Source organism: Devosia sediminis, assembly GCF_016411825.1.
Lineage (GTDB): Bacteria > Pseudomonadota > Alphaproteobacteria > Rhizobiales > Devosiaceae > Devosia > Devosia sediminis.
Map to the genome: position 1 here is coordinate 111618 of NZ_JAEKMH010000005.1, position 22269 is coordinate 133886.

Consider the following 22269-nt stretch of genomic DNA (forward strand, 5'->3'; position numbering starts at 1 on the left):
ACAAAAAGGCCCCGACTTCATCGGGGCCGTCCTGTGTTGCGTGGCTTGGGCTCAGGCCTTGAGCACGATCACCTTGGTATTGACCGGAGTGCGCTCGTAAAGGTCCATCATGTCCTGGGTCAGGAGACCGATGCAGCCCGAGGAAATGCCGTTGCCGATCGTCTCGGCCTGGCGGGTGCTGTAGAGGGTGTAAAGCGTATAGACGCCATCCTGATAGAGATAGAGCGTGCGGGCGCCCAGGGGATTGTCGAGGCCCGGCGCCATGCCGCCGGCATATTTGGCGACTTCGGGCTGGCGCGCGATCATTTCGCGCGGCGGGGTCCAGACGGGCCATTCGGCCTTGCGGCCGATATAGGCATCGCCGCTCCACAGGAACCCGGCGCGACCGACGCTGACGCCATAGCGGGTGGCGACGTTCTGGCCTTCGACGCGATAGACATAGTGGTTGCGCGGATCGACCACGATGGTGCCGGGCGCTTCGGCGCTGTCATAGCGCACGGTGCGGCGCCAGTATTTGGGATCGACCTTGCTGAGATTGACCGCCTCGACCGGGAAGCGCTCGTTGGGCAGCGGACCATAGACCTCTTCGGCCTCGGCCATGCTCAGCGCCTTGATGGTGCTGCTGCTGCAGCCGGCAAGGGCCATGGTGCCCAGCGTCGCCGCAGAGCCAAGGAGGAAGGCCCTGCGGCCCATGGCGCCGGCTTGCCTCGGTTGGTCGTCAGTCAGTGCGTCACTCTTGTGCATGGCACCCGTCCCTGTTTCCCACTGGGCCGATCCTGATACTTGTCCGATTGGGCCGCAAGCGCCGCACAAAGAAAGAAGGCCCCGACATGGTCGGGGCCCTCGGGAGTGGTGCTCTTGGGTGACACCCTCAGCTCGAGCCGGCGCCATCCTGACGAACAAAGGCGATGCGCAGCATGTTGGTGGCGCCCGGTGTGCCCAGCGGCACGCCGGCAGTGATGGCGATGCGGTCGCCGGGGCGTGCAAAGCCTTCCTGGTAGGCGATGACACAGGCCCGATCGACCATGTCTTCGAGGCTCACCGCGTCTTCGGTCTGCACGCAATGGATGCCCCAGACCACCGACAGGCGGCGGATGGTCCTGAGATTGGGCGAGAGGGCGATGATGGGCTTCGATGGCCGTTCGCGGGCGGCGCGGATGCCGGTCGAGCCCGAAGCCGTATAGGTGACGATGGCAGCCAGATCGAGCGTTTCGGCAACCTGGCGCGTGGCGGCCGAGATGGCGTCGGCAGCGGTGGCTTCCGGCTCGGTCTGGGCGGCCTTGATGATGTTGCGGTAGTTGGCGTCGCTCTCCACCGCAATGGCGACCTTGGCCATGGTGGTGACGGCTTCGACCGGATACTGGCCGGAGGCACTTTCGGCCGAGAGCATGACCGCGTCGGCGCCTTCGAAGACGGCGATGGAGACGTCGCTGACTTCGGCGCGGGTCGGGACCGGCGCGGTGATCATCGATTCGAGCATCTGGGTGGCCACGACCACCGGCTTGCCGTAGCGGCGGCACATGCGGATCATGCGCTTTTGCAGGCCCGGAACCAGTTCGAGCGGCAGTTCGACACCGAGATCGCCACGGGCGACCATGATGGCGTCGGAGAGTTTCACGATCTCTTCGAGCCGCTCGATGGCCTGCGGCTTTTCGATCTTGGCCATGACGCCGGCGCGACCCTGGACGATCTTGCGCACGTCGATGATGTCCTCGGGGCGCTGCACGAAGCTGAGGGCGATCCAGTCGACCTCGGCCTTCAATGCCTCGAGCAGGTCCGCATGGTCCTTCTCGGTCAGGGCGCCGGTGGGCAGCAACGTATCGGGCAGGGAGACGCCCTTCTTGTCGGAGAGTTTGCCGCCATAGACCACTTCGGTCTCGATGACACCGCCTCCGACTTTAGTCGCCTTGAGCTGCAGCTTGCCATCGTCCAGAAGGAGACGGTCGCCGACCGAAACGCTTTCGATGATTTCGGGATGCGGCAGGTAGACGCGATCGGCATTGCCGGTATCGTTCTGCTCGCTGTCGAGTGTGAATTTCTGCCCGGCGACGAGGTTGACCGAACCGCCGGCAAACTTCCAGACGCGGAGCTTGGGGCCCTGCAGGTCGGCGAGGATGCCGATGGGGTGCTTGAGACGAGCCTCGACCGAGCGAATGCGCTTAACGGTCTGGTGCATGAGCTCATGGCTGGCATGGCTCATATTGATGCGGAAGACGTCGGCGCCGGCCTTGGCCAGTTCCTCGATCATCGATTCCTCGTTGCTGGCAGGGCCGAGCGTGGCGAGGATCTTCGCGCGTCTGATCCGTCTCATTGCGTATCCGTATTGTCTGGCGTTGTGGTGTCTGCGGGGTCGTCTACCAGGAAGGCCGGATCTTCAAGATCTTCGCCCAGATCCGGACCGACGACGCTTGGCTCGCCGGCATTTTCGGTGAGCTGCAGGGTCCAGTCGGAGCGGTTCTGTGTATCGATTTCAAAGAACCCGGTGCGCTCATAGCCCCGGGCGAGGCAATCCTCAACCCCGAATATTGTGAAGGTTTCGTCACGGGTGCACATGAAGACCTGGCCATCCCAGGCGCCCCCGCCAATGTCGTCCACGGCATAGAGATAATAGAAGCGCCGCTGCAGGTCGCCCTGGTAGAGGGTGCGGCAATCGCCCGGAGGGGCCTGCCACCAGCCTTCGCTCATCCAGCCGCGTTCGGCCCGGTAACCCAGGGCCACGGAAATCAGGTTCGCCGTTTCATTGCAGACGCGCAGCTCGGCCTGGGCCGGGGTCACGGCAGCCATGGACATGAAGGCGCCGAAGCCCGCAAGCAGAAGGGTCGTGCCGAGGCGGATTGAATTCAACATTGCGCCGGAAATCACCGAGAAACGTGCCCTTCTTTGATCGTATGGCAGGGGGGAGGTCAATGGCTAAAGCCCGGTTTTGACGGAATTGCGGGCAGGTTCGGCCACCTGATCAGAAAAGTGGCGAAGCCGGACGGCGCCGGTTTTCCACGAGCGCGGCGCAGGGTGTGGATTGGACCACAAAAGGGTTGAACCAAACCGGGCTCTGAGGTTGATGGGCACCGGACAATTCCCGTTTCGTTTACGTGCCGGTGACCGGGCCCAAGGGCTGTTGCCGGCGGCAGGCAAAGAGGCAAAGCCATGGCCGTTGAAGACAGCGTCGCGCAGGACCAACTGCGTGCTTTCATCGAGCGCATCGAGCGCATGGAAGAAGAAAAGGCGGCCATTGCCGCCGATATCAAGGAAATCTACGCCGAAGCCAAGGGCAATGGCTTCGATACCAAGATCCTTCGCAAGATCGTGACCATCCGCAAGCAGGATGCCAATGAGCGCATGGAGCAGGAAGCCCTGCTCGAGCTCTATATGTCGGCCCTGGGCATGGTCGAGGCGCCTTCGGATCTCTGAGGATTGCCTGGGTGCAGGGTGAGGCGCGGCGCCTGAGTTCCAGGCTGAACTGTTTCCAATCTCGATGTCGCCCCGGCGCAAGCCGGGGCCCATCCTGACATCTCAAGCTGGATCCCGGCCTTCGCCGGGATGACAGCCGGTGGGGGTTTGAGGCAATGCGCCTCGGGCCGGGCTGAAGTTCCCTAAACCAAAATATCGAGCAGGACTTTCGACATGTCGGAGGCCACGCCGACCACCTTGGCCGAGGCCTTGAAGTTGGCTTCCGCCTGGATGACGTTGACCATTTCGGTGGCGATGTCGACGTCATTGCCTTCAACGCCGATCCGGGCGATGCGGCTGGCGCTGGTTTCGAGCTGGGCGCTGGCGCGGTGCATGCCCGCTGCGCCGATGGAAATGCTGGAAATGGCCAAGGGCCGACCTCGCTGGTTGCGTCACCAGCAAGGCGGCAAATGTCTCAACAAATCGTTAGAAAGCGCGGCGCAAGACGGCGTGAAAGTCACGCGGCCTGGGACAGGTTCTCTCCCAAGGCGAAGCGGACGGCGGCATCGGCATGGATGGTCGTCGAATCGTAGCCGGGCAGGGGCAGGGCTTCGGGATCGAGCAGCAGGCCGATCTCGGTGCAACCGAGGATGACCGAGTCCGCCCCGCCGGCGCGCGCCTTGTCGATGATCGAGAGATAGGCTCGACGCGACGCGTCGCAGACCTCGCCCTGACACAACTGATCGAAGATAACACTGTGGACCAGGGCCCGCTCGTCGGCTTCCGGCACCATGACGTCGAGGCCGAGGGTCTTCATGCGGCTGGTATAAAAGCCATGTTCCATGGTGTAGCGGGTGGCCAGCAGCAGCGGGCGGCGGCGGCCATCGGCGCGCAGGGCGGCAGCGGTTTCGGTGATGATGTCGATCAGCGGCACGCCGACCATTTCGGCCACCGGCTCGGCGACCAGATGCATGGTATTGGTGCAGATCAGCATGCAATCGGCCCCGGCACGGGCAAGACCGGCACCGGCTTCGCCGAGCATGGCGCCGGCAAGGTCCCAGCGGCCCGCCTTCTGCAGGGCGACCACTTCGGTGAAATTGAGCGAGCGCAGGGCGATGTCGGCCGAGGCCAGGCCGCCGCGCAGGCGCCGCACCTCCTGATTGATGTGGCGATAGTAAACGGCAGTGGATTCCCAGCTCATGCCGCCGATCAGGCCAATGGTCTTCATCGCATCCTCCATGTCCAACCAGTGTGCCGCGCTTCGAGAGATGTTCGGATGCAGAGATAGGCACCAGCCCGGCCCAGGACGCCTCGTGATTGCATGAAATCGGCATTCTGCGCTACGGATGTGCGACAGTTGGAGAGTTGCCGATGCTGGATGATCGTGACCGGAAGATCCTGAGCCTCTTGCAGGCGGATGCGGATATGCCGGTGACGGAGATTGCCGCCAGCGTGGCGCTTTCCGCTTCGGCGTGCTCGCGGCGGATCACCAGGCTCAAGGAAGAAGGCTATATTGCCCGCACCCTGGTGGAGCTGGACCGGCGCAAGGTCGGGCTGCCGACGACGGTCTTCGTCATCGTGCGCACCGGCAGCCATGCGGCCGACTGGCTGGAGAAATTCCATGCCGCGGTCAATGCCGTGCCGGAAATCGTCGAGGTGCACCGTCTGACCGGCAATTTCGACTACATCATCAAGATCGTGCTGCCCGATGTGGAGCATTATGACGTGGTCTACAAACAGCTCGTGAGCCGCATCGAGCTCTTCGACATGTCGGCCTATATCTCGATGGAGACGGTGAAACAGGCCAAGGGCGTGCCGACGAATTATGCGTGAGGCACCGTCGTCCCCCACGCGGTTCCGTCCTCGGGCTTGACCCGAGGACCACTCAACGGCCCAAAGAGATGTCGGTGGGGTTGGATAGAGGCCCTCGGGTCAAGCCCGAGGGCGGTACGGTGTTTGTTGATCCGCGGGTCAAACCTTCGCCAGAGCCGCCTGCATGGCGGCCTGGTCGTAGCCGAGGGCGGTGAGCGCGGTGGCGACGATGCCTGAGCGGTCGAGGCCGGCGGCAGCGTACATGTCGGTCTGGGAGGCGTGCTCGACAAAGGTGTCGGGGATCATCAGCGGCCGCAGGCGCAGCTTGCCGTCGAGGAGGCCGTTGGACGCAAGGAAGGTCGCGACATGGCTGCCGAAGCCACCAAGGCCACCTTCCTCCGTGGTCACCAGCACGTCGTGAGTCTGCGCCAGCCCGGCAATCAGTTCCTCGTCGAGCGGCTTCATGAAGCGCGCGTCGGCAATGGTCGGGTTGAGGCCCAGGGCCGCGAGCTTGTCGGCGGCGGCGAGGACTTCGCCCAGGCGCGTGCCGTAGGAGAGGAGCGCAATGGTCGAGCCCTGGCGCAGGATGCGGCCCTTGCCGATGGGCAGGATCTCGCCCCGCGCGGGCATGTCGACGCCCATACCGTCGCCGCGCGGATAGCGGAAGCTGATCGGACCCTGGTCGTAGGCCGCGGCAGTGGCCACCATGTGGCGGAGCTCGGCCTCGTCGGCGGCGGCCATCTGCACGATGCCGGGAATGGCGCCGAGATAAGCATTATCATAATTGCCGGCATGGGTCGGGCCATCAGCGCCCACATAGCCGGCCCGGTCGATGGCGAAGCGCACCGGCAGGCCCTGGATGGCCACGTCGTGGATCACCTGGTCGTAGGCACGCTGCAGGAAGGTGGAGTAGATGGCGCAGAAGGGGCGTGCGCCTTCGGAGGCCATGCCGGCGGCAAAGGTCACGGCATGCTGCTCGGCAATGCCCACATCATAGATGCGCGTGGGAAAAAGCTCGGCGAACTTGTCGAGGCCCGTGCCCGAGGGCATGGCGGCGGTGACCGCGACAATGCGCGGATCGGCTTCGGCTTCCTGGATCAACGAGGAGGCAAAGACCGAGGTATAGGAAGGGGCGTTGGACGGCGCCTTGGCCTGGGCGCCCGTGATGACGTTGAACTTCGATACGCCGTGATACTTGTCTGCCGAGCTCTCGGCCGGGGCATAGCCCTTGCCCTTCTTGGTGACGGCGTGGATCAGGATCGGGCCCTGGCCGAAATCGCGGACGTTTTCGAGGATGGGCAGCAGGTCGTCGAGATTGTGCCCGTCGATGGGGCCGACATAGTAGAAGCCCAGTTCCTCGAACAGCGTGCCGCCGGTGAAGAAGGAGCGGGCGAATTCCTCGGTACGGCGCGCCGGTTCGTGCAGGAACGGCGGCAGCTTGTGAACGATGTTCTTGGCCGCCTCGCGGGTGCCACGATAGACCGGGCCGGAGACCAGCCGCGCCAGATAGGTGCGCAGCGCCCCGGTGGGCGGGGCGATGGACATGTCATTGTCGTTGAGAATTACAATGAGGCGCGCGTCCATGGCGCCGGCGTTGTTCATGGCCTCGTAGGCCATGCCGGCCGACATGGCGCCATCGCCGATGACGGCGATGACATTGCGCGGCGTGTCCAGATGCTTGCTGGCCTCGGCCATGCCGAGACCTGCAGAAATCGAGGTCGAGGAATGGCCGGCGCCGAAGGGATCGTATTCGCTCTCGGCGCGGCGGGTGAAGCCGGAAAGGCCGTCCTTCTGGCGCAGCGTGCGCATCCGGTCGCGCCGGCCGGTCAGGATCTTGTGCGGATAGGCCTGGTGGCCGACATCCCAGATGATGCGGTCGTGCGGCGTGTCGAAAATGGCATGGAGAGCCACGGTCAGTTCGACCACGCCCAGCCCGGCGCCCAGATGCCCGCCGGTCACCGAGACGGCGTCGATCATCTCGGCGCGCACTTCGTCGGCCAGTTGCCGCAGATTTTCGCGCGGCAGGGCGCGAACATCGGCAGGCGTATGGACGGTGTCAAGCAGCGGCGTTTCGGGCTTGTCGGCCAAGCGGGTCCCCATGAAAGACTGGTTCGACCCTGTTTAGGCGCAGGGTCCGGGCTTGGCAATGCCATCACACCGGTTGCGGCGAAGGGTCCGCCAGATGTGACGACGCATTCGGGCTTTTGCGGGGCGAAGCCACTGGTGATCCGGCGGTCTGGTCGCCAGATCCGGGCGTCACTGCGGCGTGCGGGTGAAGCGGTTGTGGACCGGCAGGATATCGGCGCCGCCCAGGGTCTTGACCGCAACATGGGCGCCCATTTCCGGGGTCGGGTCGAAATCGGCCACGTCATGATCGAAGATCACGGCATAGCGTCCCGAGGTGAGGGCTGCCGGATCGGTGAAGATATCGGCCACGTGCTCGAGATCGGGCGGCACCAGGTCGCGCTGGCGCATGTCGCCCGGCACCGGCTGCTTGGCCACATGTTCGGCCAGGGCTTCGGCCAGCGGCGCGGTCTGCGCGGCATCGGTGGCGCCAAACGTGCCGCTGAAGAGGCCGGTCAGCGGTGCCGCTCTATTGCCGCCCAGCGATGCGGTCTGGGTGACCGGGCTCAGTGGCGGCAGCGCCGGCAACTTGCTGGTCGGTGCGGGCGGCACGCTGGCAGTGGTCGAATTCTGGATGATCATCTCCAGCGCCTGCTGCGCGCCGGGCTCGGCGGCGGGGCCGGCAGCGGCATAGGCCGTGAGAATATCCGCCGGCGGATCGGTCATGATGACGCGGGGCGTCGGCATGGTGGGGGCGGCCAGGGCGGCCATGGCGGTGACGGCAGCGTTTTCGCGCAGGTCGGCGGGCATGCGCACCGGCAGGGTCACATTGGCGACGAGGCCCAGTTCTTCTGGGGTCAGCGGCGTGCTGCCAGCCGTGCCGAAGGGCATGGTGGTGTCCGTGAGCGAGGCCACCTGCATTTCGGCGCCGCCGAGATCGGCCGGACGGCTGACCGGCATGACCGGGGCGACCTGCGAGGATTGCTGCTGCTGGGGAACCAGCGAGGCGGTCTGCACCTGCGGCGCCGGCGCGGCCTGGGGCGCAGCCTGATCATTGCCGCCGAACAGCACGTCCATCAGGGTGCGGCCGCTGCCACCGGCGCTGGCGACCTGGGTGCCCGACGACGAGGAGCCGTTGCAAGGATAGGCGTGGCAGCGCTTCCATTCGGCCATGGCCACCTGGTAGCCTTCCTGCGACAGCGGCTTGCCGTCGGTGGGCAGGTGCATGGTGCGGCCGTCGGGGAAGATTTCCTGCAATTGCGCGCGTGTCATGCGCGGCCAGGCGCGGACCGAGCCGGTATCGAGATGCACGAAGGGACTGCCGGAGGTGGGATAGTAGCCCACACCGCCGACCTGCTTCTTCATGGCCGCGGCGCGGAGCCGCGCCAGGGGCACGCCGGGGATAAAGAAATCCATGGCGGTGCCGCGCATATGCTGGGAATTGTCGGCGACGCCCGAGGAATTGGCGGCCAGCATGGCATTGGTCTTGGGCGAGCGATAGGCCGAGACGACATTGATCGGCTGGCTGCCGCCCACTTCCTGGTAGACTTCCCAGACAAGGTCGAACAGGCGCGGATCCATGTTGGCCGGCTCGTTCTGGCGCCAGTCGCGCAGGAACTGATTGAGCTGATTGAGGCCCGACTGGACGTAGCGCCCATCGCGCTTGAAGACGATGCGGGCCGTCTCCTTGGTATGGGTATAATAGAGGTAGAGCGCGCGTTCGGTGGCGGCCTGTACCGGCGCTGCCGGAAGTGCCGCGGAAAAGGCCATCACCGCTGCGGCAAGAACCCGCGCGGCACGCCGCCAATTGATCATCCCCATAACCGCCACGCCAAACTCTGCCCGGTTCACTCGTCAGATTAATGGTGGGACGTTAGCGCCCAATTCGCACGAATTGATTAACGCTAACCAGTTGTGAACTGGCCAGCCTGACCCCCTCACACCGCTGTTACTAAGGTAAAAAGGGGGCGCAACCAAGGCGAAAGTGTAAACGCCGGGTTAAGGGTCCGAGATGTGAAGAGGCGCTGGCAACACGGCAAACAGGGGTTCCCGCTTTCGCGGGAATGACCCTGTGAAGCAATGATCGAATGGATCAGGGGGAAAGTTCGGCCGGTGCGGTCTCGACTTCGGCGACGATGGCCGGTTCGGCGACCGGATTGAGGCCGAGGGCGGCGATGAGCTTTTCGTTGTGCCCATAAACGTCGCCATAGTTTCTTATGGCGCCATCGGCATCGACGCGCAGGGTGAAATAGGCCAGGTGCACCGGGATCTGGGTCTGCGGGTTCACCCACTTCTCGTTCGGGCCGAACATGGCTTCGAGCGAGGCGCGCGAAATGGCCGGCTCGTTGGCCATCAGCGCATCGGCAAAGGCCATCGGGTCCTCGACGCGGACGCAGCCATGGCTGAAGGCGCGGAAGGAGCGCGAGAACAGCGACTTGGACGGCGTGTCGTGCAGATAAACGTCGTGCTTGTTGGGAAAGAGGAATTTGATCTGCCCCAGGGCATTGCCGGCACCTGGACGCTGGCGGACGCGGAAGGGGAAGTTGGACGAGCTGACCTGCGTCCAGTCCACCTGCCAGGGGCTGACCGGCGTGCCGTTATAGAGCAGGTCCATGTTGTGGCTGTCGGTATAGCCCGGATTGGCCAGCACCGCCGGGGCGATCTCGCCGCGGATGATCGACGAGGGCACGTTCCAGTAGGGATTGACCACCAGGTGGCGGATATTGTCGGAGAAGACCGGTGTCTGGTTGCGCGTGGTGCCGACTACGACGCGGGTCGTGTATTCGGGCTGGCCGTCGCGCTCGATCCAGAGGCGAAATTCGGGAATGTTGACGAAGACGCGGAAGTCGCCGAGGTCGGTCGGCATCCAGCGCCAACGCTCCATATTGGCGATGATGTCTTCGCGGCGCGTGGCGGCGCCGCCATTGAGGGCGGCAACGGTCGCCGGCCCGATAATCCCGTCCACTTCGAGGCCCTGGCCCTCCTGGAAGGCTTCGACCGCATCGACGGTGAGTTCGTCATAGAGTTCCGACGTCGAGGCGGTGAGCTTGAGGCGGTCGCGGATGGCCGGCAGGCGGGCGTCGGAATTGCCCGGGCGCAGCACCGGCCCGTCGCCGATCGGAGCCGGGCGGGCGGCGCTGGATTTCTCGAAGGAGGCGAGCGCCGCCTTCAGCGCCTTGAATTCGGGGTGCTGCGGCTCGAGCGTGGCGAGGATGGCGGCGGGATCGTCGCTCCCGGCCAGCTTTTCGAGCAGGGCCGCCTCGTCGATGGGCTTGGGCTTGATATCGAGCAACTCGCTGACCGAGAGCGGATCGATACGGCCGTTATGGAGGTGCTGCGCATAGCGCATCGTGGCGGCCGAAAAGGCGGTTTCAAGCGTGGCCAAAGCAATGGCGTCGCCGCCCAGTTTGTCGGAGGATATGGAGGCTGTGAGATAGTCGGACGGCCGCAGGCCCTCGGCCTCGGCATTCTCGAAAAGCGCGATGATCTTGCCGGCGGCAGGCGAGAAGCTGACCTTGCCCGCGCTATCCTCTGAGAGCCAGATCGGTTCGAAATGGCGTTGGCCATAAAGGAAATAGAGCCGCTGGGCCTCGGCATGGGCCGCCGTTTCGGCCCGGGCGCCATAATAGGCGGCCGACAGGCCGTCCTTGATGGTACGGGCCAGGTCGGTCTGGGGTGGGGCGATGACGATGCGGCTGGCCTTGATGTCGGGCGCCGGTTGAGCGACTGCCGGCCCCATCGGAGCGAGGGCGGCGAGAAGGGCGACCAGACTGACCAGAACCTTGTTCATCATTGCTCCTGACGGCGCGGCGTAGAGCTCGGCAACGGGCCGAATCCGGCCCCGTCGGGCCCGCCACTACCGTCTCAATACTCCGCAAACCTTAACGGGAGCAATTGCTCGCAATTTCGTGAAACCTGGATGTGGCAGAGCTGCAACGAAGCGTTGTTCCAGGCCCCCGACGAGGCACTGTCAGACCGAAGTGGGTGGGGCTGAAATAGTGGTGGCGATAGGCAATGGCGCTGCCCTGGGGACAGCGCCATCAAGAGCTTTCGGAAGCGGTCGAGGCCTAGAACTTGTAGTTGAGGCCGGCGCGAACCACCGAGAAGCGCTGGCCGATATCGCGATTGCCCACGGTGGGCAGGCCGTTATAGGGCTGCGCTCCGAGGTCGACATAGAGATATTCGGCCTTGAAGGAGAGGTTGGCAGTGGCCTGGGCTTCGAGGCCGACGCCCGCGGTCCAGCCGAAGTGGTTGGCGGTCTTGGTGGAGGTGATGCCGGTGTCGACGGTTGCCGAACCGCGGCCATAGGCGACGCCCAGCGTGGCATAGGGCATGACCTGGCCGATCGGGACACCGGCGCGGGCGCGGAGCGTACCGAAGAAATCGGTCTTGGCTTCGAATTTTTCGCCGCCCGGCAGGGTGTGGGTGTAGCCGATATTGGCCCATTGCAGGTCGGCTTCACCGCCCAGCACAAAGCCACCCATATCCATATTGTAGCCAGCCTGGCCGCCCAGGGTCCAACCCGAGGCGTTGTTGTCGGTGGCGCCACCGGCAAGCACCGGAGTGTTGACCGTGGTACCCCAGGCGTAGCCGCCGCTGACGCCGGCATAGAAGCCGGTCCACTGCGCGACGCTGGTCGGTGAATAGATGGGCGATGCGGGCGTGCTGCCCCAACTGTTCAGATCGGCTGCCTGGGCGTTAGCCGAGGCCAGCAGCAGGGTGGACAGCGCAAGGAGGGAGAGTCTCATATTGGCCTCGTCGTTAAGTTCAAGGCGCAAATTGCAGCCAATCTCTTAACGGCTCGGTAAGGAACAAGGTTAACGCGGGCGCCCCGCTTCAAATCCCTGTGGCTCAGGCCGCGTCGCTGATCAGGCCCTCGGCCATACCGTATTCGTGAAGCTTGCGGTAGAGCGTCGAGCGCCCGATGCCCAGCGCCCGGGCGACGCGGGACATGCGGCCGCCATGGTGGGCGATGGCAAAGGCGATGGCCTCGCGCTCGATATCCGCCAGCGCATGGAGTTCGCCGCTGTCGGACAGGAAGCGATCGCGCGCGGCGACGGCTTCCGGCTCCGGTCGCGGGCGGGCCACGGCGGTGTCGATATGCACAGGCTGGCTCGGGGCCGGCAGGCTCTGGACGGTGCGGAGCGCTTCGTCGCGACCGGACGAATGGGCGACGATCTGCAGAAAATCCTGGACTTCGAGGAAGGGGCCGTCGCTGAGCACGACGGCGCGATAGACGGTGTTTTCGAGCTGGCGGACATTGCCCGGCCAGTCATAGGCATTGAGCAGGTCCATGACGGCGGCGGATGCGCCCAGCACGCGCTTGCCGGCCTCGGCCGAGAAGCGGGCGATGAAATGGTCGACCAGTGCCTGGAGATCCTCGCGGCGCTCGCGCAGCGGCGGCACATAGATGGGAAAGACGTTGAGCCGGTAGAACAGGTCTTCGCGGAACTCGCCTGACTTGGCCAGGTTCAACAGGCGCCGGTTGGTTGCCGAAATCACCCGCACATTGACCTTTTCCGGCCTGGTCGCGCCAACCGGTTCGATCTCGCCTTCCTGCAGGGCACGCAAGAGCTTGACCTGGGTCTCGAGCGGCAGTTCGCCGACTTCGTCGAGGAAGATGGTGCCGCCATGGGCTTCGGCGAACTTGCCCGCCTGGTCGGCATGGGCACCGGTAAAGGCCCCCTTCTTGTGCCCGAAGAGCACGGATTCAACGAGATTGGGCGGGATGGCGCCGCAATTGACGGTGACGAAGGCTTTGCCGGCGCGCTCGCCCGTGCCCTGGATGATGCGGGCGACCAGTTCCTTGCCGGTGCCAGTCTCGCCTTCGATCAAGACCGGAATAGCGCTCTTGGCGGCCTTGGCGCAGAGCGAGATGACGCGGGCCATGCTGGGGGCGGCGGCGATCATGTCCTTGCGGGTAAAGGTACCGCTCTTGCGCGCCTGTTCGGCCCTGATGGCGGCTTCCAGCGCATCGAGCTTCATGGCATTGCGCAGCGAAATGACGAGGCGCTCGGGCGAGACGGGCTTGACGAAGTAGTCGGCCGCACCCTGGCGCATGGCGGTGATGACGGTTTCGAGCGAGGCATTGGCGGTCTGGATGATGACCGGGGTGGTAAGCCCTTCCTTGCGCATGATTTCCATGACCGTCATGCCATCGAGATCAGGCATGACGAGGTCGAGGATCACGGCCCCCAGTTGGGGGTCGTCGCGAAGGATGGCGAGGGCCTGTTCGCCCCCCGTGGCGGTGATCGGCTTGAAGCCGGCCCGGTTGGCAATCTCTGCGGTCAGCCGCAATTGCACCGGATCATCATCCACCACCAGAACACGCGTCATATCGGACCAATACCCCATTCTAGCGGCACGAATCGTGATGTGCCGAATTGGGAAAGACGATGCCCTCCGCTCCTTAAGAGGATGTTAAGCCTAACGATTTTCGAGCTTCCTGGCCGTCGACAGGACATTAAAAAGGGCCCCGGCTCGCGCCGTGACCCTCCAGGAAGCCTCCAAGATTTTGACTTGGCCGCCTATTGCCGCGTGGCGCCCTGGAGCTTGTAGAGCTCGTCCTTCACTTCGAGTTTCTTGCGCTTGAGCGCTGATACCATCAGGTCGTCGGCCTGCCTGTTCTGCATTTCCGACTGGATCATGCGATCCAATTCCTGGTGGCGCCGTTCCAGCGCCGCGATGTGGCCTTCAGTCGTCATGACAACTCCTTTAAGCGTGTTGGACAGGGGTATCGTCACAAATATTTCATGTGTTGTCGACGCCGTTTCCGGCAGTTCGGAAAATCAGATGCAAAAGCCTTTGTGATCGGCTAACCAAGAGGGAGAGCCAAGCCTTATTGCGCCGGTATGCGATGCTGCAGCTAGACAAGGAACAGGAAGCCCAGTTGGGGTTGGAGCTGGCGACGAAACGCCAGGAACACTCGGACCTTGACGCTGCCATCCACACCCTGTCGCAGTCGCAAATGGCCGACCGGATGCTGATCCAGCGCCTCAAGAAGCGGAAGCTTTCGCTCAAGGATCGCATCGTCCAGCTCGAAAATATCCTCTTGCCCGACATCATCGCTTGAGCCCTGCCGCGCCTTGAGTTGTGGCGAGAATTGGGCTAGAGCGCCTGACGATCCGATGAAATCGAATCGTGCGCTCTATCTTTTGTTCGCATCGGATTGTCCGAAAACCGCGTAGCACTTTCGGTCCGATGCGTGGGTTGCGCGCTTTGCGGAGCGGCACGGGGGAATCGCCATGCTCAAGCCACCGGTCGCCATCGTCATGGGCAGCCAATCGGATTGGCCCACCATGCGCCACTGCGCCGAAACCCTCGAAAATCTCGGTATCGAATATGAGGCGCGCATCGTTTCTGCGCATCGCACGCCCGAGCGCATGGTGGACTTTGCCACCAATGCCCGCGCCGAGGGAATCAAGATCATCATCGCCGGGGCCGGCGGCGCAGCCCATCTTCCGGGCATGATCGCGGCCATGACGCCGCTGCCGGTCTTTGGCGTGCCGGTGCGGTCCAAGGCGCTCAACGGGCTCGACAGCCTTTATTCCATCGTACAGATGCCGGGCGGCGTGCCGGTGGGGACGCTGGCCATCGGCGAGCCGGGCGCCATCAATGCGGCGCTTTTGGCCGCATCCGTCCTGGCCCTCCATGACGAGGACCTGGCCGAACGACTCGACGCGCATCGCGCCCGCCAGACCCATTCCGTGCCCCAGTTTCCGTCCGACCTCGAGTAGCGCCTTGACCGAACCATCCTCCTCCCTCGCCCCCGGCTCCACCATCGGCATTCTGGGTGGGGGACAGTTGGGGCGCATGCTGGCGCTGGCAGCGGCAAAGCTCGGCCTCAAAACGCATATCTATTGCCCCGATCCCCAGAGCCCGGCCTTCGACGTGACGCCGCTCAAGACCGTGGCCGCCTATGTCGATGTGGAGGCGCTGAGGGCCTTCGCGGCGCAGGTTGATGTCGTCACCTATGAATTCGAGAATGTCCCGGCCGCGACCGCCGAGGTACTGGCCGGTATCAAGCCGTTGCGGCCGGGCGCCAATGCGCTGGCGATCTCGCAGGACCGGCTGCTCGAAAAAGAATTTCTTGCCTCCAAGAACATTCCGGTTGCGCCCTATCGTGCTGTCCACAGTCTGGATGACCTCACCAGGGCCGTTGCCGAGCTCGGGCTGCCCGCGGTGCTCAAGACCACGCGCCTCGGCTATGATGGCAAGGGGCAGCGCGTCCTGCGCGAACCTGGCGATGCGGAAGCCGCATTCAACGCGTTGAAGCCGCATCCGCTGGTGCTCGAGGGCTTCGTGCCGTTCGAGAAGGAAATCTCGGTCGTCGTTGCGCGAGGACTCGATGGCACGGTGCGCGCCTTCGATGCGGCCGAGAATGTGCATCGCCACCACATTCTCCATACCTCGACCGTACCCGCCGATATTCCGCCGGGTGTCGAAAAGCACGCCGCCATGCTGGCCAAGGTCATCGTCGTGGCGCTCGACTATGTCGGGGTGCTGGGCGTCGAATTCTTCGTGGTCGGGGGCGAGCGGCAGACCCTCATGGTCAACGAGATCGCGCCGCGCGTGCACAATTCAGGGCATTGGACCGAGGCCGTGTGCCTCACCGACCAGTTCGAGCAGCATATCCGCGCCATTGCCGGCTGGCCGCTAGGCGACCCGCGCCGGATGGCCGATGTGGTGATGCAAAACCTCGTCGGCGACGAAGTGGACATCGTGCCTAGTGGGCTCGACGGAGACACCCAGCCGCATCTCTACGGCAAGGCGGAAGCCAGGCCGGGGCGGAAGATGGGGCATATCAACCGGATCGTGCGGGGCTGAGGTCATCCCTAAACCAGCCCAGTCCACCAGCTGTCATCCCGGCGAAAGCCGGGATCCACCTCGAGGTCTCAGGATGGGCCCCGGCTTTCGCCGGGGTGACAATCGCGTTTCCAATGCACGCGCGACCGTCCTTCTCCCACAAGGGCAGAAGGAAGGGAGCTAACGCCCCAACCACCTTTTCATCGCCTCTACCACCGGACCGGGATTTTCCATGGTCGGGAGATGCGCCGCGTCGGGGAACTGCACCAGCTCCGCGCCGGCAATATGGGCGGCCATTTCCTCAGCCAGTTCCGGTGGCGTCATCTTGTCCAAGGCGCCGACGCCGACCAGCGTCGGCACGTGGATGTCTTTGAGGAACGGCACCGAGTCGATGCGCGAGAGAATCGCCTTCTGCTGGCTGATATAAACGTCGCCACCCACACGCTCCGACATGGCCTGCACTTCCTCGGCCAGCGGGGTGCCCAGATGGTGGGGCGCCACGAGCTGGCCCAGGAGGCCGCGCGACACGCCGATGAACTTGCCCTCCCCAATCATCGCGATGCCCTTGCGGCGGGTTTCGCGGCGTTCCTCGGTGTCGGCGCGGGCCGACGTGTCGAAGAGCGCCAGATGGGTGACGCGCTCGGGCGCCTGACGCATGATTTCGAGGGCCACATAGCCACCCATGGAAAGTCCGGCCAGCGCAAAGCGTGGCGGCGCGGCGGCCAGGGTGCGTGCCGCCATGGCCGCGATGGTCTCATCGAGGCGCAGGTCAGCGACCATGGGTGCAATCGTCTCGGCGAGCCCGTCGATGACGTCGCGCCAGAGCCGCGCATCGCAGATGAGTCCGGGCAGAAAGACGATGGGCTGGTACATGCGGGCGCTCCTTTGGTCACGGCCAAGGGGTAGACGCAGACAGGGAAAGCCACAAGATGCCAGCACTTTTCCACCGTGCAAGTGTGGACAGGGGCAGATTGTTGGGCTATAGAGCCCGCCACGGTGACCGGCATAGCTGGTCGGCGGGGTGGTTCTTTTGGCCGCCGCGCTTCCATCCAAACAAATTGCATAGCTCTGAAAGGGCGGTTGACCTTTGCAAGTAGTCGTTCGCGATAACAATGTTGACCAGGCGCTGCGCGCACTGAAGAAGAAGCTGCAGCGCGAAGGTGTCTTCCGCGAAATGAAGCTGCGCAACTATTACGAAAAGCCCTCTGAAAAGAAGGCTCGCCAGAAGGCCGAGGCCGTGCGCCGCGCCCGCAAGCTGGCCCGCAAGCGCGCCCAGCGCGAAGGCGGTATCGTCGCAGCTCCGGGTCGTCCGAGCTAAGACACGCTTCAACAGCGTCGAGATTTCAACGCCGTCCCTCCGGGGCGGCGTTTTCGTTTGCCGTCAGTTCAGCGCCGCCGCCAGCGGTCGGCCAGGGCCACGCCGACCGTCAGGGCGGCGACGACGGGGAGCTGGATGGTGAGGGCCGTGCGGGCATCGGGAAACAGCGTGCCGGCCGCTAGGGATCCGGCGAAGCCGCCGCCCACCTGGAAAAAGCCGGTCAGGGCGCCGGCCGCGCCGGCTATGGCGCCGAAGCCGGCCATGGCCGCCGCTGTGGCACTCGGGCTGATGAAGGCGAGGCCGAACATCCAGACGCCCACCGGCACCATGATGGCGATGACCGACTGCGGATAGAGCACCGGTAGCACGGCAAAGCCGATGCCGCTGACCACCAGCGAGACAAGCGCGATCGTGACAAGGCGGCTGGGCGGTACCCGCGACGAGAGGAAGCCGGTCGCCAGATTGCCGGCAATGAAACTGCCGGTCTGGGCCAGCATGGCCATGGCGAACTGGAATGGCGTGAGGCCCATGTCATCGATGAAGATAAAGGGCAGGAGCGCGGTAAAGCCGTGAAAGCCGGAAAAGGTCAGCCCCAGCAGCAGCGAGGGAAACAGGAAATCCGGTGAGGACAGCAACTGGCGATAATTGCCGAAGACAATGCCGGGCCGGAACGGCACGCGATTCTCGGGTGGCAGCGTTTCGCGCGCGCCCCAGGAGAGCAGGGCTAGGATGGCGAGGCCGAACCCCGCCATGACGAGGAACATGTGGTGCCAGCTCCCCATGAGCAGGATCACGCTGCCCAGGGTGGGCGCCACGGCGGGCGTCACCGTCAGGATGAGGTTGATGAGGGTGAGGATGCGGATGGCCTCGCCGCCCACAAACTGATCCCGGACCATGGCGCGCGACAGGGCGACGCCGGCCGACACACCAAAGCCCTGGACGAAGCGGCCGAGAAACAGGATTTCGAGGCTGGGGGCCATGGCGCCGATCAGGCTGCCGAGGACATAGATGGCAAAGAAAGCCAGACCAACGGCGCGGCGCCCGTAGCGATCCGAAAGCGGGCCGCAAATCAGCTGCGCCAGGGCGAAGGCCGCGAAATAGACTGTCAGCGTCAGCTTGCCGGCCGCGTCGGTCGTGCCGAAGTCGGCCACGATGGTGGGCAAGGCGGGGGAATAAAGGGTCAGGCTCAAGGGGCCGGTGGCCACCATGAGCCCGCCGATAATGGCGGTACGCCGGGCCGACATGCCCAGCATGCTGGGTGGCTTCACGGGCTTAAGGCACTTTCGAAGAAGGGTTCAGCGTGGCCCCAGATGCCGGCATCCCAGAGGTCGGAATGGTCGGCGCCCTCGACGATCCAGAGTTCATTCTGGTTGGGCGCTAGGGCATAGAGGCGCTCGCCATTGGTTACGTCGATGGTGCGGTCCGCGGTGCCATGGGCGACCAGCACCGGCTCGGAGACGTCCTTGATCCAGAGGTCGTTGCGGAACTGATCCTGCATGACAAGTCCGACCGGCAGGATGGGGTAGCGCTCCGCCGCCACATTGACCGCCGAGAGGAACGGGGTTTCGAGCAGGAGAGCCGCCGCGTCGCGCTGGCTGGCGACATAGGTGGCCGGGCCAGAACCAAGCGAGCGTCCCCAGATCAGAATCGGCGCGTCGGTCAGGGCATCGAGCCAGTCATAGGCGGCGATGGCGTCATCGAGGATGTTAGCCTCGGAAATGTCACCGGGCGAGGCGGGAAAGCCGCGATAGTCGAAGGCGAGGAAGCCATAGCCATCGGCAACGAACTGCTGGTAGCGCTCGTATTCCTCCGAAAAGCTCTTGGAATTGCCCTTGTAGTAGAGAATGACCGGCTTGCCCGGCGCCGGCGCCTGATACCAGCCATTGACCACCGAGCCGCCGCTATCGATGGCGACGTCGCCCGCATCGGTCAGCGTGGTGTCGGCCAGGGCAAAGACCTGGCCCTGGGCGCTGTATTGCAGGGCGCGCTGGTTGAAGAACATGTAGGCGACCACACCTCCATAGCCCAGGACGACGAGGACGAGGAGGGCGATGAGGAGGTTGCGCAGCAGTTTCAAGGAGCGAATCCCGGGTGGTCGTTGCCCGCCACTATAGCAGCGGGGTTCGGCTCAGAGCTCGGAAATCGTCTTGTCGAGCGCCTGGGCGAACACCTCGTCGGGCTGCGCACCTGACAGGGCGTATTTCTCGCCGAAGACGAAAAACGGCACGCCGCGAATGCCTTGCTGGGCGGCGCTGGTCGCCAATTGCGCGGTGATGGCCAGTTCGTTCTCGTCGTTGATGGCGTCGAGGGCGTCGCCGCGGTCCCAGCCGAAGTCGGCGGCGATATCGACCAGCACATTGTCGTCGTTGATCTGGCGGTGGCCGAGGAAATAGGCCTCGGCAATGGCATTGGCCAGTTCGTGCTGGTTGCCATTGGCCTTGGAGAGCCGGGTCAGCGTATGGGCCTTGGCGGTGTTGAACATGCGCGGCTGCTGGCTGAGATCGAGAGTGATACCGGCCTTCTTGGCCTCGCCTTCGACCCGCGCCCACATTTCGGCGGGGTCGCGGCCGTATTTTTCGCGCAGCATCTCCCCGACATCGACACCTTCGGGCGGCACGCTGGGATCGAGATAGAAGGGATGGTTTTCCACCTCCACCTCGACATCGTCGGGCAGATTGGCAAGGGCCTGATCCAGCCGCGCCGAACCCACCAGACACCAGGGGCAGACCACATCGGTGAAGACGTCGATCTTAAGCAGCTTGGGCATGGATCACTCCGAAAACGAAACCTCCCGTCCAGATGGCGCTCTGGGCGGGAGGTGGCAAGAGGGTACTTGGAGGTAACTGTCAGGCGGCAGGTGCTGCCTGGTTCACCTGGGTGATGGCAAAAGGCGGGGCATAGGCCGCCGAAATGGCGAGGCCCATGACAGAGCTCAGGCCCAGCACGGCCATCAGCGGGGCCGTGAGCCAGCCGGCCAACGGCGACACAGCGCCGATACGGGTAGCGGTGGCGATGGCCAGCAGCATGAGACCGGTGCAGACCATGCTCAACTGCAGGGAATCGAGCGGCGGGGTCACGAAGGGCAGGGCGATATAGGCGGCGATCAGCGCCATCAGCCAGAAGCGGCTGCGCGTATGGAGGTCGCGCTGCGTCAGAGCCCAATAGGCGCTGCCGAGGAGAGCGAGCTGGGCGAGATGCGCGACCGCGCCGGCCCAGCCGGGAAGGCCGAAGGGCGAGAAATAGAGCGGCAGTATCCCCAGAGCCTCGCCGAGGAGGTTGGCAAGGCCGAAAAGACCGACGGGTAGGCCGGTCAGAGCAAAAAAAGCGAGGACACTGTCACGGGTGCCGCGGGTGGCGTCGCCGCGGGGGCGGGCAATGTCGAACTGGGCTGTGGTGGCCATATAAGCGGCTCCCAATGGCGTTTTATTGCTATGTCAATCCCCCGATCCGCAAACAGGTTCCGCTTGCGTCAACACTCCCGTGCTAGACTAGGGCATGCGGGAGCGCCTATTCCCCACCTGTTTCAATGGGTAAACGAAGAGGAAATGGCCTTGGCAGACCCCGATCACAATCAGCGGATCGATGCGCTGGAAACCCGCATCGCCTTCCAGGACCAGACCATCGAAGAGCTCAATGCGGCCCTCACCGAGCAGTGGAAGACCATCGATCTTCTGAGCAAGAAACTCGCCATGCTGGAGGAGCAGGTGCGCTCGGGCAGCTATATCGCCGATCCGTCGACCGAACGGCCGCCGCCGCATTATTGAGAGTGGTCAGCTTACCAGAAACTGTCGCATCAGCAGGGTGAGTTCGACTTGCCGTGAGCAGCCGGTCTTCTCCATGGCCGACTTGATCTGGTTGCGCACGGTTGCGATGCTCCGGCCCAGCCGCTGCGCGATTTCCGCCGGTGCCTCGCCCGTAGCGACGGCCTGCGCGACGGTAATTTCAGCGGGTGTCAGATCGAACAGGGACCCGATCAGTGCTGCGTTGGGAATTCCGGCGCCGGGCTCGCTGAGGACGGCGATGGCCGACGTCTGCCCGAAAAGGTCGCGCGCAGAGCCGCGGATCGGAACGAGGTGGATCACCGCGACAATGCTGCCATCCTCGTCGCGCACTGGAACCGACATGGGGCCGACCTGCTGGTCGATCACTGCGAGCCGTTCCTTCAGCATGGAATCGGCCTTGCGGTCGTAGAGCGAAACCTGCTCCTGACCGCGTGTCGTCCAGATATGCGACGCCTCGGCGAAGGCATCGTTGGCCAGGAGCACTCTGCCGGACGGCGTCAGGGCCACAGCCGCCAATCCTACGGCGGTCAGGGTGTCGATCGCTGTCCTGATGCGCTCGAAGGCGATCCTGTTGGACAGGAATGCCGCCCGGGCGAGATGCGGTCGCAGGAGATTGAGGCGGGCGACAAGGTCCGCGTCGCCGGGGCCGTCCGCCAGACGCCGCTCGGCATGAAAGATCATCACATCGCCACTGGGCGTATAGATATGGCTTGCCACACCCCATCCGAGCCCGCGGGGCACCCAGAAATTGGAGCGAATAGGGTCGTTTTCCCACTCCTCGGCGCTGAACACGTCCAGATCGCGCACGAAGCCGGGCTGGTTCGCGGCCACCAGCCTTATAGTTCTCTGGTCGGCCTGGTTGTGCCCAGCGGCCAGGTATTGCTCGGCATGGTCCTGAAAGCTCGGGGATGCCCGCCAGCGCAGCGTTTGCCCCTGCAATGCCATCAGCACGGCCCCGTGGGCCCCGGCGGTCCCGGCAAAGCGCGTGAGAACTGCCGGCCAGAGGTCCGGCACTGCGGCTGCCTCGTAAATAGCATCCACTAAACTGTCATCAATCAAGGCAATTTCCCCCGCCCGAAGCCATGATGCACGGGCGCAAAC

General features: G+C 64.3%; 24 protein-coding genes. 7 read left to right on the forward strand and 17 right to left on the reverse strand.

The window, feature by feature from the left end; genetic code table 11:
- Positions 1–51: 51 nt before the first annotated feature.
- From JEQ47_RS18790 to JEQ47_RS18800, 3 genes are all read right to left on the reverse strand, one after another.
- Positions 52–744, reverse strand: coding sequence for a L,D-transpeptidase (locus tag JEQ47_RS18790; protein WP_198877977.1), 693 nt, complete (start codon positions 742–744; stop codon positions 52–54).
- A 127-nt stretch (positions 745–871) separates the two neighbouring features.
- A complete protein-coding gene (pyk, locus tag JEQ47_RS18795) occupies positions 872–2311 on the reverse strand; it encodes a pyruvate kinase (RefSeq protein WP_198877978.1) in 1440 nt (479 codons plus the stop codon).
- A complete protein-coding gene (locus JEQ47_RS18800) occupies positions 2308–2847 on the reverse strand; it encodes a DUF1036 domain-containing protein (RefSeq protein WP_198877979.1) in 540 nt (179 codons plus the stop codon). The genes pyk and JEQ47_RS18800 overlap by 4 nt, the downstream gene beginning before the upstream one ends.
- Before the next feature lie 297 nt (positions 2848–3144).
- On the opposite strand from JEQ47_RS18800, the gene JEQ47_RS18805 reads away from it, so the two are divergent.
- Entirely contained in the window at positions 3145–3408 is a 264-nt protein-coding gene (locus JEQ47_RS18805) for a DUF2312 domain-containing protein (RefSeq protein ID WP_198877980.1), read from the forward strand.
- 182 nt (positions 3409–3590) lie between these two features.
- Here JEQ47_RS18805 and JEQ47_RS18810 read toward each other — a convergent pair whose 3' ends face one another.
- Together JEQ47_RS18810 and JEQ47_RS18815 are read right to left on the reverse strand one after the other, a co-directional pair.
- Positions 3591–3818 carry a flagellar basal body rod C-terminal domain-containing protein gene (locus JEQ47_RS18810; protein WP_198877981.1) on the reverse strand — a complete coding sequence of 76 codons (228 nt, stop codon included), beginning with the start codon at positions 3816–3818 and terminating at the stop codon, positions 3591–3593.
- A gap of 86 nt (positions 3819–3904) precedes the next feature.
- Positions 3905–4615: an aspartate/glutamate racemase family protein gene (locus JEQ47_RS18815; protein WP_198877982.1), complete on the reverse strand. Its 711-nt coding sequence runs from the start codon at positions 4613–4615 to the stop codon at positions 3905–3907.
- Positions 4616–4758: 143 nt separating this feature from the next.
- Here JEQ47_RS18815 and JEQ47_RS18820 point away from each other — a divergent pair, with 143 nt between their 5' ends.
- The gene (locus tag JEQ47_RS18820; RefSeq protein ID WP_198877983.1) at positions 4759–5220 is read left to right on the forward strand and encodes an Lrp/AsnC family transcriptional regulator; all 462 of its coding nucleotides are present in this window, start codon (positions 4759–4761) and stop codon (positions 5218–5220) included.
- Positions 5221–5358: 138 nt separating this feature from the next.
- Here the strand turns inward: JEQ47_RS18820 and dxs are convergent, their stop codons facing one another.
- The 6 genes from dxs to JEQ47_RS18850 form a co-directional block, all read right to left on the reverse strand.
- A complete protein-coding gene (dxs, locus tag JEQ47_RS18825; RefSeq protein WP_236020972.1) occupies positions 5359–7287 on the reverse strand; it encodes a 1-deoxy-D-xylulose-5-phosphate synthase in 1929 nt (642 codons plus the stop codon).
- Between the two features lie 168 nt (positions 7288–7455).
- Positions 7456–9078 carry a peptidoglycan L,D-endopeptidase MepK gene (mepK, locus tag JEQ47_RS18830; RefSeq protein WP_236020973.1) on the reverse strand — a complete coding sequence of 541 codons (1623 nt, stop codon included), beginning with the start codon at positions 9076–9078 and terminating at the stop codon, positions 7456–7458.
- 277 nt (positions 9079–9355) lie between these two features.
- Complete coding sequence (locus JEQ47_RS18835; protein ID WP_198877985.1) at positions 9356–11053, reverse strand: L,D-transpeptidase family protein; 1698 nt, start codon at positions 11051–11053, stop codon at positions 9356–9358.
- Between the two features lie 277 nt (positions 11054–11330).
- Positions 11331–12011, reverse strand: a complete 681-nt coding sequence (locus JEQ47_RS18840) for an outer membrane protein (RefSeq protein ID WP_198877986.1) — start codon at positions 12009–12011, stop codon at positions 11331–11333.
- A gap of 103 nt (positions 12012–12114) precedes the next feature.
- On the reverse strand, positions 12115–13599 hold the full coding sequence (locus JEQ47_RS18845; protein WP_198877987.1) for a sigma-54-dependent transcriptional regulator: 1485 nt from the start codon (positions 13597–13599) through the stop codon (positions 12115–12117).
- A gap of 191 nt (positions 13600–13790) precedes the next feature.
- Positions 13791–13967, reverse strand: coding sequence for a YdcH family protein (locus tag JEQ47_RS18850; protein ID WP_198877988.1), 177 nt, complete (start codon positions 13965–13967; stop codon positions 13791–13793).
- Positions 13968–14119: 152 nt separating this feature from the next.
- Between JEQ47_RS18850 and JEQ47_RS18855 the strand changes: the two genes are divergently transcribed.
- The 3 genes from JEQ47_RS18855 to JEQ47_RS18865 all read left to right on the forward strand — a co-directional run bounded on the left by JEQ47_RS18855 (position 14120) and on the right by JEQ47_RS18865 (position 16089).
- Positions 14120–14335, forward strand: coding sequence for a YdcH family protein (locus JEQ47_RS18855; protein ID WP_198877989.1), 216 nt, complete (start codon positions 14120–14122; stop codon positions 14333–14335).
- A gap of 172 nt (positions 14336–14507) precedes the next feature.
- Positions 14508–14999 carry a 5-(carboxyamino)imidazole ribonucleotide mutase gene (gene purE, locus JEQ47_RS18860; protein WP_198877990.1) on the forward strand — a complete coding sequence of 164 codons (492 nt, stop codon included), beginning with the start codon at positions 14508–14510 and terminating at the stop codon, positions 14997–14999.
- Between the two features lie 4 nt (positions 15000–15003).
- A complete protein-coding gene (locus tag JEQ47_RS18865) occupies positions 15004–16089 on the forward strand; it encodes a 5-(carboxyamino)imidazole ribonucleotide synthase (RefSeq protein WP_236020974.1) in 1086 nt (361 codons plus the stop codon).
- Positions 16090–16248: 159 nt separating this feature from the next.
- On the opposite strand, the gene JEQ47_RS18870 is transcribed toward JEQ47_RS18865, so the two are convergent.
- Positions 16249–16941 (reverse strand): alpha/beta fold hydrolase, encoded by a 693-nt coding sequence (locus JEQ47_RS18870; RefSeq protein WP_198877992.1) that lies wholly within the window; start codon positions 16939–16941, stop codon positions 16249–16251.
- Positions 16942–17155: 214 nt separating this feature from the next.
- Here JEQ47_RS18870 and rpsU point away from each other — a divergent pair, with 214 nt between their 5' ends.
- A complete protein-coding gene (gene rpsU, locus JEQ47_RS18875; protein ID WP_086470604.1) occupies positions 17156–17386 on the forward strand; it encodes a 30S ribosomal protein S21 in 231 nt (76 codons plus the stop codon).
- Positions 17387–17454: 68 nt separating this feature from the next.
- On the opposite strand, the gene JEQ47_RS18880 is transcribed toward rpsU, so the two are convergent.
- The 4 genes from JEQ47_RS18880 to JEQ47_RS18895 form a co-directional block, all read right to left on the reverse strand.
- Positions 17455–18654, reverse strand: coding sequence for a multidrug effflux MFS transporter (locus JEQ47_RS18880; RefSeq protein ID WP_198877993.1), 1200 nt, complete (start codon positions 18652–18654; stop codon positions 17455–17457).
- The gene (locus tag JEQ47_RS18885; RefSeq protein WP_198877994.1) at positions 18651–19463 is read right to left on the reverse strand and encodes an alpha/beta hydrolase; all 813 of its coding nucleotides are present in this window, start codon (positions 19461–19463) and stop codon (positions 18651–18653) included. The genes JEQ47_RS18880 and JEQ47_RS18885 overlap by 4 nt, the downstream gene beginning before the upstream one ends.
- Positions 19464–19514: 51 nt before the next feature.
- Complete coding sequence (locus tag JEQ47_RS18890; RefSeq protein WP_198877995.1) at positions 19515–20153, reverse strand: DsbA family oxidoreductase; 639 nt, start codon at positions 20151–20153, stop codon at positions 19515–19517.
- Positions 20154–20232: 79 nt separating this feature from the next.
- Entirely contained in the window at positions 20233–20787 is a 555-nt protein-coding gene (locus tag JEQ47_RS18895; RefSeq protein WP_198877996.1) for a hypothetical protein, read from the reverse strand.
- A 144-nt stretch (positions 20788–20931) separates the two neighbouring features.
- Here JEQ47_RS18895 and JEQ47_RS18900 point away from each other — a divergent pair, with 144 nt between their 5' ends.
- Positions 20932–21150, forward strand: coding sequence for a SlyX family protein (locus JEQ47_RS18900; RefSeq protein WP_198877997.1), 219 nt, complete (start codon positions 20932–20934; stop codon positions 21148–21150).
- A gap of 6 nt (positions 21151–21156) precedes the next feature.
- Here the strand turns inward: JEQ47_RS18900 and JEQ47_RS21125 are convergent, their stop codons facing one another.
- On the reverse strand, positions 21157–22209 hold the full coding sequence (locus JEQ47_RS21125) for a helix-turn-helix transcriptional regulator (RefSeq protein WP_198877998.1): 1053 nt from the start codon (positions 22207–22209) through the stop codon (positions 21157–21159).
- Positions 22210–22269 lie beyond the last annotated feature (60 nt).

Excerpts from the sequence above, each read along its gene's own strand:
- JEQ47_RS18790 (WP_198877977.1), bottom strand. The coding sequence starts at position 744 with ATGCACAAGAGTGACGCACTGACTGACGACCAACCGAGGCAAGCCGGC.
- pyk (WP_198877978.1), bottom strand. The coding sequence starts at position 2,311 with ATGAGACGGATCAGACGCGCGAAGATCCTCGCCACGCTCGGCCCTGCC.
- JEQ47_RS18800 (WP_198877979.1), bottom strand. The coding sequence starts at position 2,847 with ATGTTGAATTCAATCCGCCTCGGCACGACCCTTCTGCTTGCGGGCTTC.
- JEQ47_RS18805 (WP_198877980.1), top strand. The coding sequence starts at position 3,145 with ATGGCCGTTGAAGACAGCGTCGCGCAGGACCAACTGCGTGCTTTCATC.
- JEQ47_RS18815 (WP_198877982.1), bottom strand. The coding sequence starts at position 4,615 with ATGAAGACCATTGGCCTGATCGGCGGCATGAGCTGGGAATCCACTGCC.
- JEQ47_RS18820 (WP_198877983.1), top strand. The coding sequence starts at position 4,759 with ATGCTGGATGATCGTGACCGGAAGATCCTGAGCCTCTTGCAGGCGGAT.
- mepK (WP_236020973.1), bottom strand. The coding sequence starts at position 9,078 with ATGATCAATTGGCGGCGTGCCGCGCGGGTTCTTGCCGCAGCGGTGATG.
- JEQ47_RS18835 (WP_198877985.1), bottom strand. The coding sequence starts at position 11,053 with ATGAACAAGGTTCTGGTCAGTCTGGTCGCCCTTCTCGCCGCCCTCGCT.
- JEQ47_RS18840 (WP_198877986.1), bottom strand. The coding sequence starts at position 12,011 with ATGAGACTCTCCCTCCTTGCGCTGTCCACCCTGCTGCTGGCCTCGGCT.
- JEQ47_RS18845 (WP_198877987.1), bottom strand. The coding sequence starts at position 13,599 with ATGACGCGTGTTCTGGTGGTGGATGATGATCCGGTGCAATTGCGGCTG.
- JEQ47_RS18850 (WP_198877988.1), bottom strand. The coding sequence starts at position 13,967 with ATGACGACTGAAGGCCACATCGCGGCGCTGGAACGGCGCCACCAGGAA.
- JEQ47_RS18855 (WP_198877989.1), top strand. The coding sequence starts at position 14,120 with ATGCTGCAGCTAGACAAGGAACAGGAAGCCCAGTTGGGGTTGGAGCTG.
- purE (WP_198877990.1), top strand. The coding sequence starts at position 14,508 with ATGCTCAAGCCACCGGTCGCCATCGTCATGGGCAGCCAATCGGATTGG.
- JEQ47_RS18870 (WP_198877992.1), bottom strand. The coding sequence starts at position 16,941 with ATGTACCAGCCCATCGTCTTTCTGCCCGGACTCATCTGCGATGCGCGG.
- JEQ47_RS18890 (WP_198877995.1), bottom strand. The coding sequence starts at position 20,153 with ATGCCCAAGCTGCTTAAGATCGACGTCTTCACCGATGTGGTCTGCCCC.
- JEQ47_RS18895 (WP_198877996.1), bottom strand. The coding sequence starts at position 20,787 with ATGGCCACCACAGCCCAGTTCGACATTGCCCGCCCCCGCGGCGACGCC.
- JEQ47_RS18900 (WP_198877997.1), top strand. The coding sequence starts at position 20,932 with ATGGCCTTGGCAGACCCCGATCACAATCAGCGGATCGATGCGCTGGAA.